Source organism: Micromonospora sp. NPDC048835, assembly GCF_040649995.1.
Taxonomy (GTDB): domain Bacteria; phylum Actinomycetota; class Actinomycetes; order Mycobacteriales; family Micromonosporaceae; genus Micromonospora.
On sequence record NZ_JBEZGM010000003.1, the window covers coordinates 343,059 to 356,925 of the forward strand.

Genomic DNA, 13,867 nt, shown 5'->3' on the forward strand with positions numbered 1-13,867 from the left:
GCTACTTCACTCTCTTGCAGGCCCGGGCCTACCAGAGGCTGGGAAACGCATACGGCGCGAGGTGGCACCGGTTACCCGGTGTCACCTCGCGCCGTCGATGCCCCGACCTGACGCCTCGCGTCAGCCGGCGGTCTCCGCGGGCACCCGCTCCTGACCACCGTCGGTCTTCTTGGCTGCTTCCGGCTTGGCGGCCGGCGCCGGAGCGGCCTGCGCCGGCATTCCGGGAACGATGCCGGCGAGGCCGGAGAGCATCTGACCCAGCTGCGAGGTGACCGCGTCCTTCTGCCGGGTGAGGTCCTCGACCTCGCGGCGGGCGGCCTGGGTGGTCAGCTCGGCCTCGGTGCGAGCCTCGGTCAGCAGGCGCTGCGACTCGGCCTTCGCCTCGTTGAGGGTCTTCTCCGAGTGCGCCTTGGCCTTGTCGACCGTCTCGGCGGCGTTGCGCTCCGACTCGACCCGCCGCGCCTCGGCGCGCTGCTCGATCTCCTTGGCCCGCTCCTGCGCGGCGCGGGCGCGCTGCTCGGCTTCGCTGACCAACTTCTGGGTCTGCGAGACCTGGGCGGCGTGGCGCTCGGACTCCTCGCGCTCGGCCTTCTCCCGCCGCTCGGCCAGCTGAAGCTCCAGAGCCTGCAGGTCCTTGTCGCGCTTGTCGCGCGCGTCGGTGAGCAGCTTGGTCGCCTCGGCGCGCTTCTCCTCAGCCTCGCGGGCGGCCTTCGCCCGCTGCTGGGTGATCTCCCGCTCGGCGGTGGCCCGGAGGGTGGCGACCTCCCGCTCGACAGTCGACTTCAGCTCGGCCACCTCGTGTGCGGTGACGGTACGCAGCTGCTTGGTTTCCCGGTCGGCGTCGGCGCGCAGCGTGTCAGCCTCGCGGCGGGCCTGCACCCGGACCTCGGCGGCCTCGCGCTCGGCGGCCGTACGCAGGTTGCCCGCCTCGCGCTCGGCGCTCGCCTTCATGGCCGCTGCCTCGGCGCGGGCCTTGTCGGTGATCTCACGGGCCTCGAGGCGGGCGGCGGAGAGGATGCCTTCCGACTCGCGCTTCGCCTCGTTGCGGTGGTCGTTGGCCTGCTCCTCGGCGAGCCGGAGGATCTGCTCGACGCGGGTGCCGAGCCCGGAGAGGGTGGGCCGGCTGTTCTCTTCGAGCTGCTTGTTCGTGTCGGTGAGCTTCTGCTCCAGCGCACTCATGCGCTGCTCGGCCTGGCGGAGCCGACGCTGGGCGTCGTTCATCCGCTGCTCGGCCTCGGCACGGGCCTGCTCGGACTGGGTCAGCGCGGCGGTCATCCGGCCGAGGAAGTCGTCGACCTGATGGGTGTTGTATCCGCGCAGGCCAACGGTGAAATCTGGCTGCGAGTTCGCGTTATCGAAGAACGCGAGAGGGGAGGACTGCTGCTGGGGCATTGGGACATACTGGCAGACGCCCCAGGGTGCTTCGCAAGAGCGGGGCGAAGCTTTCGTGCCCGCTTTACATGGTCAACTCCCACGGTCGGCGAGGTCGGACCAATCGGCGATCTTGGCAGGTCCCGGCCGGTCGGGCGCCACGCAGCGTGACACGGAAAAGGGCCCCGGGGTTACCCCGAGGCCCTTTGTTCGATCCAGGCGGGTTATCCGCTAATGGGGGCGGAAGAACAATGGCCGATCGTCGCAATGGTCATCCGGCGTTCCACCGTCCGGCCGGTGCCCGTGCGGGCTGCCGCGGAGCCCGGGTGCCGGTCAGTGCCCCCGGAACCTGTTGATCGCGTGCTCGTGCCGGGCCCGCAACTCGCCGTCGCGCACGCCCAACCCGTCGCTGGGAGCCAGGCAGCGCACACCGACCTTGCCCTGGTGGGCGTTGCGGTGCACCTCGTACGCGGCCTGACCGGTCTGCTCCAACGGATAGGTGCGGGACACCGTCGGGTGCACCTTCCCGAGCGCGACCAGGCGGTTCGCCTGCCAGGCCTCGTGGTAGTTGGCGAAGTGGCTGCCGACGATCCGCTTGAGGTGCATCCACAGGTAGCGGTTGTCGTACTGGTGCTGGAAGCCGCTCGTGGACGCGCAGGTGACGATGGTGCCGCCGCGCCGGGCCACGTAGACGCTCGCGCCGAACGTCTCCCGGCCCGGGTGTTCGAACACGATGTCCGGGTCCTCGCCGCCGGTCAGCTCGCGGATCCGCTCGCCGAAGCGCCGCCACTCGTCCGGGTCCTGGGTCTCCTCGTCCTTCCAGAAGCGGAAACCCTCGGCGGCCCGGTCGATGACCAGCTCCGCGCCCATGCTCCGGCACAGCTCGGCCTTCTCCGGCGAGGACACCACACAGACCGGGATCGCGCCGCCGTTGAGCGCCATCTGGGTGGCGTAACCGCCGAGGCCACCGGACGCACCCCAGATCAGCACCACGTCGCCCTGCTTCATGTTGGCGCCGTGATGCGAGACCAACTGCCGGTACGCGGTCGAGTTGACCAGCCCGGGACTGGCCGCCTCCTCCCAGCTCAGGTGCCGCGGTTTGGGCATCAGCTGGTTGGCCTTGACGACCGCCAGTTCGGCGAGCCCGCCGAAGTTTGTCTCGAAGCCCCAGATCCGCTGCTGCGGGTCGAGCATGGTGTCGTCGTGCCCGGCCGCGTCCTCCAACTCGACGGAGAGGCAGTGCGCGACGACCTCGTCGCCGGGCGCCCAGCGGGTCACCCCGGGGCCGGTACGCAGCACGACGCCAGCCGCGTCCGAGCCGACCACGTGGTACGGCAGGTCGTGCCGGCGGGTCAACTCGGAGACCCGGCCGTAGCGTTCCAGGAACCTGAAGGTGCTCACCGGCTCGAAGATGCTGGTCCACACGGTGTTGTAGTTGATGGCGCTGGCCATCACCGCGACGAGCGCCTCGCCCGGCGCCAGCTCCGGCGTCGGCACCTCCTGCACGTGCAGCGCCTTGCGCGGGTCCTTGTCCCGGGTGGCCATGCCGTCGAACATCCGGGTCTCCTCGGCGCGCACCACCACGCCCCGGTAGCTCTCCGGGACGGGCAGCCCGGCGACGCCGGCGAGTTCGCGGTCCGGGTCGTTCGATTGCTCCGCCGCCATGATCGCTTCGAGGATGTCCTGCACGGTGACCTCCGGTTCGTCCGCACCCGCACGGGCCCGGGTGCTGCCATCGTCGGCGCCGGTGGGCACGACCCGCCATGTCGGCATTCGACACATCCGGCACCGGTCGCGCTCCTGTGGGGCCGGACGTTACTGAACGGTAGCTAGGCCGGGAAGCCCTCTGTGAAAAACTGCATCCGCCGATGCGTGAAGGTGCCCGGCCACCCCGCCAACCGCGCACTGACGTGCGCGGTTGGCGGGGTGCCACGGCGCGCGGGCGGCCGGTGCGCGGCCACGCTGAGGCGGGGTGCGCGCGGGCGCGGCCGCGTTGGGCGCCCGGGGCGGCCCAGGTGGGGTCAGTGGGTGGGGGTGGGGGCGGGTTCCACCAGTTCGACGAGGACGCCACCGGCGTCCTTCGGGTGGACGAAGTTGATCCGGCTGTCCGCGGTGCCACGCCTCGGGGTGTCGTAGAGCAGACGCATGCCGCGCTCGCGCAGCGCCGCGCAGGCCACGTCGATGTCCGCCACCGTGTACGCGACCTGCTGCACGCCCGGCCCGTTGCGGTCCAGGAACTTGGCGATCGTCGACTCCGGGCTGAGCGGGGCGAGCAGTTGCACGCAGCCGCCCTCGATGGTCGGGCCGACCGACAGCATCGCTTCCCGGACACCCTGCTCGGCGTTGGTCTCGACGTGTACGCAGCGCATCCCGAAGGTCCGCCGGTAGAAGTCGATCGCGGTGTCCAGGTCGGCGACGGCGATGCCGACGTGGTCGATCTTGCGAAGCCCGATGTCTGTGACGTAGTCCGCACCGGGCTCGACGGGGGAGTTCTCTGCCATGGCGCTAGTCTGGCCGAACCATCGTTCAGGCGTACAGCTCGGCACCCCCTCGGAGGCAGGCATGGCTTCGGTGATCGTCAGCGGCGCGCGGACCCCCATGGGCCGGCTGCTGGGCAACCTCAAGGACCTCCCGGCCACCAAGCTCGGCGGGATCGCCATCAAGGCCGCACTGGAGCGCGCGGGTGTCAGCCCGGACCAGGTCCAGTACGTGATCATGGGGCAGGTGCTCCAGGCCGGCGCCGGGCAGATCCCGGCCCGGCAGGCGGCGGTCGAGGCCGGTGTGCCGATGTCCGTGCCGGCGCTGACCATCAACAAGGTCTGCCTCTCCGGCCTGGACGCGATCGCCCTGGCCGACCAGTTGATCCGGGCCGGTGAGTTCGACGTCGTGGTGGCCGGCGGCATGGAGTCGATGACCAACGCCCCGCACCTGCTGATGGGCCAGCGTGCCGGCTACAAGTACGGCGACGTGGTGGTCAAGGACCACATGGCGCACGACGGGCTCAGCGACGCCTGGGACTGCTGCTCGATGGGCGAGTCGACCGAGCGGCTCGGCGCCAGGCACGGCATCACGCGTGCGGAGCAGGACGCCTTCGCCGCCGCCAGCCACCAGCGCGCCGCCGCCGCACAGAAGAACGGCCACTTCGCCGACGAGATCACCCCGGTGGTCATCCCGCAGCGCAAGGGCGACCCGCTGGTGATCAGCGAGGACGAGGGCATCCGCCCGGACACCACTGTCGAGTCGCTTGCCAAGCTGCGCCCCGCCTTCGCCAAGGACGGCACCATCACCGCCGGCAGCTCCTCGCCGATCTCCGACGGGGCCGCCGCGGTGCTCGTCATGAGCAAGGCCAAGGCGACGGAGCTGGGGCTGACCTGGCTGGCCGAGATCGGCGCGCACGGCAACGTGGCGGGTCCGGACAACTCCCTGCACTCGCAGCCGTCAAACGCGATCAACCACGCCCTGAAGAAGGGCGGCCTGAGCGTTGCGGACCTGGACCTCATCGAGATCAACGAGGCGTTCGCCCAGGTCGGTGTCCAGTCCACCCGTGACCTCGGCATCAGCCCGGACAAGGTCAACGTCAACGGCGGCGCGATCGCGCTGGGGCACCCGATCGGCATGTCGGGCGCGCGTCTCGTCCTCACCCTCGCCCTGGAGCTGAAGCGGCGCGGCGGTGGCACCGGCGCGGCCGCGTTGTGTGGCGGCGGTGGCCAGGGCGACGCGCTGATCATCCACGTGCCGGGCAAGGCCGAGACGAACCAGTGAGCGCGAGGAACGAGCGGGTTTTGTGGGCCCCACGGTCGCGAACGAAGATGGTGCGGTGAGCGAGGCGACCGAGAGCGTCCCGGCAGCGGGCACCCCGTCGGTGCGCCGCAGTCGGGACGTACCGCTGCTTGTCGAGCGGGCCCGCGCGGCTGACCCCCGCGCGGTGGCCCGCCTGATCACGCTCGTGGAGAACGGTGACGCGCTGTTGCCGGCGATCGCCGCGGCGCTGGCGCCCTACGCCGGGCAGGCCCAGGTGGTCGGGCTGACCGGTTCACCCGGGGTGGGCAAGTCGACCACCACCAACGAGCTGGTCCGGGCGCTGCGGGCGCGTGGGCACCGGGTGGGTGTGCTGGCGGTCGACCCGTCCAGCCCGTTCACCGGCGGGGCCATCCTCGGCGACCGGGTGCGGATGCAGGACCACGCCACCGACCCGGGCGTCTACATCCGGTCGATGTCCAGCCGGGGGCACCTCGGCGGCCTGGCCGCGGCCACGCCGCAGGCGGTCCGGGTGCTCGAGGGCGCCGGCTGCGACGTGGTGCTTGTGGAGACCGTCGGCGTCGGGCAGGCCGAGGTGGAGGTCGCCTCGCTCGCCGACACGACGCTTGTGCTGCTCGCACCCGGGATGGGCGACGCGATCCAGGCGGTCAAGGCCGGCATCCTGGAGATCGCCGACGTGTTCGTGGTCAACAAGGCGGACCGGGACGGCGTCGACGCCACCGTTCGGGACATCCAGGGCATGATCGTGCTCGGTGAGCGCGGGCCGGGGCAGTGGCGACCACAGGTGGTGAGGTCGGTCGCCGCCCGCGGCGAGGGCATCGACGACATCGCCGCCGCCATCGACAAGCACCGGGGCTGGCTGGTCGAGCACGGCGAGCTGCGTCGCCGCCAGGAGGCGCGGGCCGCCGCCGAGATCGAGGCGATCGCGCTCGGCACCCTCCGCGCCCGGATCGGCTCACTTCGCGACGGTACGGAGTTGAGCACGCTCGCCGCCACGGTCGCTGCCGGTGGCCTCGACCCGTACTCGGCGGCCGACGAACTGCTCGCCCAGCTCGCCCGCTGACCCGGGAGTGCGGGGGCCGGCACCAATGATCGGCGACGGCCCCCCGCGTCTGCGGTTCTAGCCGCAGTGTCCCCAGGGGCTGGTCCAGTACGTGCCGCGGCTGAGGCCGCCGAACCGGACGCACTGGCCGCCGCTGTCGGCTCGGATCGGCCCGGCGTAGTACGCGAACCGACCCTCATCGATGCCGCCCCGGCCGTCCTCAATGTCGAGGTACGCGCCGACCTTGGTCGCCGTGCCACGGTCCGCGGTCTTGACGGTGACCACACAGTTCCAGCCGCCACCGCTGGACTTGTAGAGCAGGTACGTGGTCGCGCCGGGTAGCCCGTGGCTGTCGATGACGTAGTACCCGGAGCCGCACAGGGCGCTTGGCGACTCGGCGGCCTGAGCCGGCCCGGCCGCTCCGAGCAGCGCGCCGACCGACAGGGTGGCCGCCGTGGCGAAACTCAACAACCTTCTGCGCATCAAACAGACCTCACTCGTGTTTCAAACGGACGTCCATCCTGGACGCGCCATCGGGCAGCCTACTGGTCAAGATCGACATTCGGGTGGTCGTCGGTCGCGCGTACGGCTGGTTGGCGGCGCGTGCCGCGTGCCGGAGGCGAAGGTCACTCCGGTTTTAGTAGGCTCGCGGCGCGTGGCGGGAGTTCAGGCTGTCGCGCGGCGGGCTGACGGGACGGTCGGTCCACAATGCGGCGGACCAGGGGAGATGTGATCATGACGGACGCGGTGGAGAACGCCGGAGCAGTGCAGCCCGCGACGGGTGCGGCCCGGGGTGTCACGTCGGTTTCCGACGAGGTCGTGGAGAAGATCGCCGGGGCGGCCGCTCGTGCGGTGCCCGGTGTCGCCGACCTCGGCGGTGACGTGGCCCGGTTCTTCAACAGCGTGCTGGACAAGGTCGGTCTGGACGAGGTGGGCGACGCGCGCCGGGGCGTCTCGGCCGACGTGAAGGGCAGCTCGGCCGTCATCAACGTGGTCCTGGTGATCGACGCCGGGCACGTGGTGGCCGACGTGACCGAGGCGGTGCGGGCCGCGGTGATCGAGGCGGTGGAGAGGTACGGCCTGACGGTCACCCAGGTCAACGTCACGGTGGACGACATCGAGCTGAACCAGCCGGGCGCGGCAGCGGTCTGAGGGGTCATCGCCGGCCAGCTCACGTTACCCGCGGGTACGACGTGACTTAGCGATCGTTCAGGTGCGGGCTCTACACTCGGGGTGCTGTCGAGGACCCGAGGAGGAGCCCTGCTCATGGACGCCGACGAGATCGACGCCGGACGGGCGCGCTGGCAGGCCCGGTACGACGCCGCGCGCAAGCGGGACGCGGACTTCACCACGCTCTCCGGGATGCCGGTCGAGCCGGTGTACGGGCCGCCGGAGGGCGCCACCTATCCGGGCTTCGAGCGGATCGGCTGGCCGGGCGAGTACCCGTACACCCGGGGTCTGCATCCGACCGGCTACCGCGGACGGACCTGGACGATCCGGCAGTTCGCGGGCTTCGGCAACGCCAAGCAGACCAACGAGCGCTACAAGATGATCCTCGGCGCCGGAGGTGGCGGCCTCTCGGTGGCGTTCGACATGCCGACGCTGATGGGCCGCGACTCGGACGACCCGCAGGCGCTCGGCGAGGTCGGCCACTGCGGGGTGGCCATCGACACCGCTACCGACATGGAGGCGCTGTTCGACGGCATCGACCTGGCCGGCGTCACCACCTCGATGACCATCTCCGGCCCGGCCGTGCCGGTGTTCTGCATGTACCTGGTCGCCGCCGAGCGGCAGGGCGCCGACCTGTCCACCCTGGACGGCACCCTGCAGACCGACATCTTCAAGGAGTACATCGCGCAGAAGGAGTGGCTCTTCGACCCGGAGCCGCACCTGCGCCTGATCGGCGACCTGATGGAATACTGCGCCGCCGAGATCCCGCGCTACAAGCCGCTGTCGGTCTCCGGCTACCACATCCGGGAGGCCGGCTCGACCGCCGCGCAGGAGCTGGCGTACACCCTGGCGGACGGCTTCGGCTACGTCGAGCTGGGCCTCTCGCGCGGGCTTGACGTCAACGTCTTCGCGCCTGGGCTGAGCTTCTTCTTCGACTCGCACCTCGACTTCTTCGAGGAGATCGCCAAGTTCCGGGCCGCCCGCCGGATCTGGGCCCGCTGGCTGCGCGACGTCTACGGCGCGACCAGCGAGAAGGCCCTGTGGCTGCGGTTCCACACCCAGACCGCCGGGGTGTCGCTGACCGCGCAGCAGCCGGTCAACAACGTCGTACGCACCGCAGTCGAGGCGCTCGCGGCGGTGCTCGGCGGCACGAACTCGCTGCACACCAACGCGTTGGACGAGACCCTGGCGCTGCCCACCGACGAGTCGGCCGAGATCGCACTGCGTACCCAGCAGGTGCTGATGGAGGAGACCGGAGTGGTGAACGTGGCCGACCCGCTCGGCGGCTCCTGGTACGTCGAGGCGCTGACCGACAAGATCGAGGCCGAGGCGGAGGAGATCTTCACCCGGATTCGCCAGCTCGGCGGCGACGGGCCGCACCAGATCGGCCCGATGACCTCGGGCATCCTGCGCGGTATCGAGGACGGCTGGTTCACCGGGCACATCGCCGAGTCGGCATTCGTCTACCAGCAGGCCCTGGAGAAGGGCGACAAGAAGATCGTCGGGGTCAACTGCCACACCGGCACGGTCGCCAAGGAGCTGGAGATCCTGCGCATCTCGCACGAGGTGGAGCTGGAGCAGCGCCGGATGCTCGCCGAGCGCAAGAACGCCCGGGACGAGGAGGCGGTCCGCGCCGCGGTGACCCGGATGGTCGAGGTCGGCCGCACCGACGGCAACATGATCCCCGCCATGCTCGACGCGGTCCGCGCCGAGGCGACCCTGGGCGAGATCTGCGACGCCCTGCGCGCCGAATGGGGCACCTACCGAGAACCAGCCCGCTTCTAATCCGCTGTCCCACCCCCACCCCACCCCCACCCCCACCCCCGCCCCGCCCCCCACCCCCACCCCGTCGATCTTGCAGTTTCTGCGGTGCCATAAGGCATGAATGCGGCATAGCGGCGACAGAAAGTGCAAGATCGCGAGGGTGGTGGGTGGGGGGTGAGAGTTGCAACGTCGGGGTTGCGGGTGACCGGAGAATCCCGGCTCACGTGCGAGACTAGGTAACCATGAGCGACCCACGGATCACCTCGTCGATCTTCACCCGCGGCGCGGTCGACCTCAGCACGCTGCGTGGCCCCGCACCAGCCAGTACCCGCCCCGGCACGCCCCCGCAGGGCGGCCCGTCCAATGGCGCACCCGCCGCCGGCGGTGACACCGCCATCGTGGACGTCACCGAGGCGACAATCCAGTCCGACGTGCTCGAACGCTCGATGGCCATGCCCGTCGTGGTGTTCTTCGGCGCGGCCGGCTTCCCGGAGAGCGACGAGTTCGCCCCGGTTCTGGAGCGGCTGAACGCCGAGGGCGCCGGCACCTGGGTGCTGGCCCGCGTCGACGTGCAGGAAAATCCCCGAATCGCCCAGATGTTCCGGGTCCAGGGCATTCCCATGGTCTACGCGGTCGTCGGCGGCCAACCTGTCGACGCCTTCTCCGGGGTGGTGCCCGAGGCTCAGTTGCGGCAGTGGATCCAGGCAGTCCTCAAGGCCGGCGGCGTGACCGTGGCCGAGCCGGAGGACCCCCGCCTCGACGAGGCGGACGACGCGCTGATGAGCGGCGATCTGGACGCCGCCGAGCAGGCGTACCGGAAGATCCTCGCCGACGCCCCGGCGGACGCCGCGGCCACGGCCGGGCTGGCCCAGGTCGGGGTGGCCCGCCGGGTGGCCGGTGCCGATCCGTCCACCGCGCTTGCCGCCGCCGAGAGCGCCCCGGACGATGTCGCCGCCCAACTGCTGGCCGCCGACATCGAGGTGCTCAGCGGCCTGGCCGAGCAGGCGTACGCCCGGCTCGTCGGTCTGGTCCGGCGCACCGCCGGTGAGGACCGTGAGACGGTACGCCAGCACCTGGTCTCGCTCTTCTCCATCGCCGGCCCGGACGATGCGGCCGTCGCCTCGGCGCGTCGGGCCCTGGCCAGCGCCCTGTTCTGAGTTCGTAGCACGCCAGCGCGGGCCGGCGTTCCGGCCGGCCCGCCCGACCTCCGAGGACGGGAGCTCATGATGCGCCGGATCGCCGTCCTCGACGCGCCGACAAATCTTGGTCTACGGCCGCCGACGCCCACGTCGGTCCCGGGTTGCGCCAAGGCGCCTGGCGCGCTGCGCGACCACGACCTGCTGGCCCGGCTCCGGGCCCGCGACGCCGGCTGTGTGACTCCCGCCCGCTACGACCCGGGCGACTGGCGGCCCGGTGACGGGGTGTGCCACGCCCGGGAGATCGCCGACTACTCGCTGGCCCTCGCCGAACGCATCGGCTCGATCATCGACCGGGGTGAGTTCCCGGTGGTGCTCGGTGGCGACTGCTCCGTGCTCCTCGGATCGGCGCTGGCCATGCACCGGCTCGGCGAGGCCGTCGGCGGGCGGATCGGGCTGGTCTTCGTCGACGGGCACTCCGACTTCCGGCACCCCGGCAACGCCTCCTACGTGGGTGCCGCCGCCGGTGAGGACCTGGCCCTGGTCACCGGCCGAGGGCAGGCCGACCTGGCCGCGCTCGAGGGTCGCCGGCCCTACTTCCGCGACATCGACGTGGTGGTGCTCGGCATCCGCGCCCAGGACGAGTACCGGCTCGACCTCCAGGCCGCCGGGATCACCACCCGGCCGGTGCCGGCGTTGCGTGCCGAAGGCGCTGCCCGGACGGCCCAGTGGGCGCACGAGCAACTCGCCGACTGCGCCGGCTACTGGGTGCACATCGACGTGGACGTACTCGACCCCGCGGTGATGCCCGCCGTGGACGCCCCCGACCCGGGCGGAATCGCCTTCGCCGAGTTGGAGATCCTGCTCGCCGGTCTGGTCGACACCCCGCACTGCCTCGGCGTCGAGTTGACCGTCTTCGACCCCGACTACGACCCGGACGGCTCGTACGCGGCCGAGATCGTCAACACGGTGGTGGCCGGCCTGGCGCCGGTGACCGCCCCGGAGGCCGTGCCACCCCGACTGTTGTCGGTCCGGCCGATGCCCTCCCCGCGCCGCGCCGCCCCCACCGATCGTGGGCAGCGGTCCGGTGTTGCGGAAGGGTTCGACGGTGGCGGGCCGTCCGGCGGGGTGGAGGGGTTTGCGGAACGGCCGGACGGGCCTGACGCCGTAGATCTTGCCGGCCTTGACGGCTCCGGTCGTGGAGTGGCTGATGCCGGCCGGGACGACTGGGTCGCGGCGGAGCAGTCGGGCACTCCTGAACCGGCCCACGCCGAGTTGTCGGGGGTGGCGGCGGTGGTCGCGCCCGAGCGTGAGCCGGTCGGCCCGCCCGCCTCGGCCGGGCCGGGGCTGCTCCGGCGGGTCTCGTCGACCGTAGAGGACACGTCGGGCCAGAGTTCTGTCATCGAGAACGGCGCAGATCTGCACAAAGCCGACACTGCCTGACCCGGTCGGCCGCTGATCGACTCGGGTTCATTGAACTCGGCGTATCCGAAGGCCCCGGATGACACGGTTTCAAGGAACCCGAGTTGATCAGAGCCGGAGCCCACCGGCAGCCCCTGGGCGTAGCGGGCTGCCGGCCGGCGGACGTGTGAGGGGCGAGGTCAGGTGGCGGGAAGGGCGCGGAGGAAGCGCTCGGCGATCGGCACGGCCGAGGCCGTGCTGGCCCCACCCTTCTCCACGAAGACGGCGAACGCCACGTCGCCCCGCCACCCGACGAACCAGGCGTGGGTGTGGGCCGGGTTGTCGTCGTACTCGGCGGTGCCGGTCTTGCCGTAGACCTCGCCCGGCACGTCCTTGAGCGCGCTGCCGGTGCCGGCGGTGACCACCTCGCGCATCATCGTGCGCAGCGCCGCGACGGATTCCGGCTTCAGTTGCTCGCCGGCCGCGGCCGGCTTCGCCGGCGCCGGGTCGAGCAGCAGCTTCGGCTGCTCGAACCGGCCGCGGGCGACGGCGGCGGTGGCACCGGCCATGGCGAGCGGGCTGACCAGCGTGGTGCCCTGCCCGAACGAAGCGGCGGCCTGCTCGGCCGGACTGCCGCCGGTCGAGACCTTGCCGGTGAAGGCGTCCGTGCCAAGGTCCCACTGACCCTCCAGGCCCAGCGAGCGGCCGGCGGCGGCCAGCCCGTCGCCCCCGAGCTTCGGTGCCAGCGCGGCGAACGCCGTGTTGCAGGACTTGGCGAAGTCGGTGCGGAACGGCACCGAGCCCAGCTCGAAATTGTCCGAGTTCTTGAAGGACCGGCCGTCCACGGTGAAGGTCTTCTTGCAGTCCACCGGCCCGTCCAGGGTGACCGCGCCCCGGTCCAGCAGACCCAGCGTGCTGACCATCTTGAACGTGGAGCCGGGCGGCACCTGGGCGTTGAAGGCCAGGTTCTCGCCGGCCGGCCCGGGGCCGTTCGCCGCGGCCAGCACGGCCCCGTCGCTGATCCGGACCGCCACCACCGCGGATCGGCGCGATTCGGCGCGCAGGGCCCCGTCGGCCGCGTTCTGGACGGCGACGTCCAGTGTGGTCTTCAACGCCTGACCGGGCTGCGGCTCCCGGCGGAACAGCTCGGTGCCGGTGGGCTCGAGTTTGCCGCCCTCGGCCGGACGCTCGACCACCACGGTCAACCCCGGCCCGCCGCGCAGCCGCTCGTCGTAGCGGCCCTGCAACCCGCCGTGCCCGACCTTGTCGCCGACGACATACCGGTCGGGATGGGCGGCCAGGTCGTCGGCCTGCGCCGGGTCGACGGTGCCGAGCAGCGCACGGGCGAACTCGCGGGTGGGGGCCAGGTCGACCTTGTCGGAGACGAACTTGGTGCCGGGCAGGTCGTAGATCCGGGGCTTGATCTGCCGGTACGCCTCCTCGCGCAGCGACACCACCTCGACGAACGCGCCCGGCTCCGCCTCGGCCACCCGCTTGGGCAGGTCCGCCAGGTCGACACCGGGGACCAGTGCCGGACGGATGGCCTTGAACGCCGCGTCGAGGTCCTTGACGAGCTTCTTGATGTCGGTGACCCCATCGGGCTGCACGCCCACCCGGACCACCGGGCGCGGGGCCACCAGCGGCTTTCCGGCGTTGTCGAGCACCCCGGCGCGGGCACTGGCGTCACGGCGCAGCGCCAACCGGTCACCCTTGGTGAGTTGCTCGTGCACCACCGTCGGCTCCCAGATCACCTGCCACTGGTCGTCGTCGCCGTGGGCGAGCCGCACCTCCCGGTCGTACGCCCACCGGGTCTGACCCGGCAGAGCCCACTCCACCTGGACCGTCGCTGTCGCGATGTCCTTCGTGATCTTCGGCTCGCCGCGACGCGTCAGCGTGGGCGGGGTGGCCGCCAGCTCACCGGCGAGTTCCTTGATCTCGCGTGCCACGTCGGCGGACGGCAGTTTCGTGCCGAGCGGGTCGATCAGACCGACCGCCTGGAGGTCGCCACTGCGCCAGCCCGTGAGGAAGGCGTCGACGGTGCGCTGCGGCCCGTCGTCAGCCGAGCAACCGACCAGGACACCCGCCGTGAGCAACGCCGTGGTGACGGCGGCGGCCAGGCGGCGGGCGGGGTTCGGCCGGTGGGGCCGGGGGTACGACAAGGGCATGAAGCTGGTCCTTCCGATCTCGGACTGCCCTCGCACGGTAGTACGCGAGCGCCGTCCCC

At 71.6% G+C, this 13,867-nt stretch carries 10 protein-coding genes and 1 pseudogene; 6 read left to right on the forward strand and 5 right to left on the reverse strand.

What is annotated here, in order from left to right:
• Positions 1–120: 120 nt before the first annotated feature.
• The 3 genes from AB0C15_RS06360 to mce all read right to left on the reverse strand — a co-directional run bounded on the left by AB0C15_RS06360 (position 121) and on the right by mce (position 3,872).
• Positions 121–1,392: a DivIVA domain-containing protein gene (locus tag AB0C15_RS06360; RefSeq protein ID WP_357349248.1), complete on the reverse strand. Its 1,272-nt coding sequence runs from the start codon at positions 1,390–1,392 to the stop codon at positions 121–123.
• A 312-nt stretch (positions 1,393–1,704) separates the two neighbouring features.
• Positions 1,705–3,060, reverse strand: a complete 1,356-nt coding sequence (gene ccrA / locus AB0C15_RS06365; protein ID WP_357349350.1) for a crotonyl-CoA carboxylase/reductase — start codon at positions 3,058–3,060, stop codon at positions 1,705–1,707.
• A gap of 332 nt (positions 3,061–3,392) precedes the next feature.
• Positions 3,393–3,872: a methylmalonyl-CoA epimerase gene (mce, locus tag AB0C15_RS06370; protein WP_357349250.1), complete on the reverse strand. Its 480-nt coding sequence runs from the start codon at positions 3,870–3,872 to the stop codon at positions 3,393–3,395.
• A gap of 61 nt (positions 3,873–3,933) precedes the next feature.
• Here mce and AB0C15_RS06375 point away from each other — a divergent pair, with 61 nt between their 5' ends.
• Both AB0C15_RS06375 and meaB read left to right on the forward strand, forming a co-directional pair.
• Positions 3,934–5,133, forward strand: coding sequence for an acetyl-CoA C-acetyltransferase (locus tag AB0C15_RS06375; RefSeq protein ID WP_357349252.1), 1,200 nt, complete (start codon positions 3,934–3,936; stop codon positions 5,131–5,133).
• A 55-nt stretch (positions 5,134–5,188) separates the two neighbouring features.
• Entirely contained in the window at positions 5,189–6,193 is a 1,005-nt protein-coding gene (meaB, locus tag AB0C15_RS06380) for a methylmalonyl Co-A mutase-associated GTPase MeaB (RefSeq protein ID WP_357349254.1), read from the forward strand.
• A gap of 57 nt (positions 6,194–6,250) precedes the next feature.
• Here meaB and AB0C15_RS06385 read toward each other — a convergent pair whose 3' ends face one another.
• Positions 6,251–6,655, reverse strand: a complete 405-nt coding sequence (locus tag AB0C15_RS06385) for a hypothetical protein (protein ID WP_357349255.1) — start codon at positions 6,653–6,655, stop codon at positions 6,251–6,253.
• 252 nt (positions 6,656–6,907) lie between these two features.
• Between AB0C15_RS06385 and AB0C15_RS06390 the strand changes: the two genes are divergently transcribed.
• The 4 genes and pseudogenes from AB0C15_RS06390 to AB0C15_RS06405 all read left to right on the forward strand — a co-directional run.
• Complete coding sequence (locus AB0C15_RS06390) at positions 6,908–7,324, forward strand: Asp23/Gls24 family envelope stress response protein (protein WP_357349257.1); 417 nt, start codon at positions 6,908–6,910, stop codon at positions 7,322–7,324.
• Positions 7,325–7,438: 114 nt separating this feature from the next.
• A complete protein-coding gene (locus tag AB0C15_RS06395; protein ID WP_357349259.1) occupies positions 7,439–9,127 on the forward strand; it encodes a methylmalonyl-CoA mutase family protein in 1,689 nt (562 codons plus the stop codon).
• A gap of 221 nt (positions 9,128–9,348) precedes the next feature.
• Positions 9,349–10,263, forward strand: a complete 915-nt coding sequence (locus tag AB0C15_RS06400) for a tetratricopeptide repeat protein (protein WP_357349261.1) — start codon at positions 9,349–9,351, stop codon at positions 10,261–10,263.
• 66 nt (positions 10,264–10,329) lie between these two features.
• Positions 10,330–11,265 (forward strand): annotated as a pseudogene (locus AB0C15_RS06405) (arginase family protein); the annotation flags it as partial.
• A 578-nt stretch (positions 11,266–11,843) separates the two neighbouring features.
• Here AB0C15_RS06405 and AB0C15_RS06410 read toward each other — a convergent pair.
• The gene (locus AB0C15_RS06410) at positions 11,844–13,808 is read right to left on the reverse strand and encodes a penicillin-binding transpeptidase domain-containing protein (RefSeq protein WP_357349263.1); all 1,965 of its coding nucleotides are present in this window, start codon (positions 13,806–13,808) and stop codon (positions 11,844–11,846) included.
• Positions 13,809–13,867: the final 59 nt, after the last annotated feature.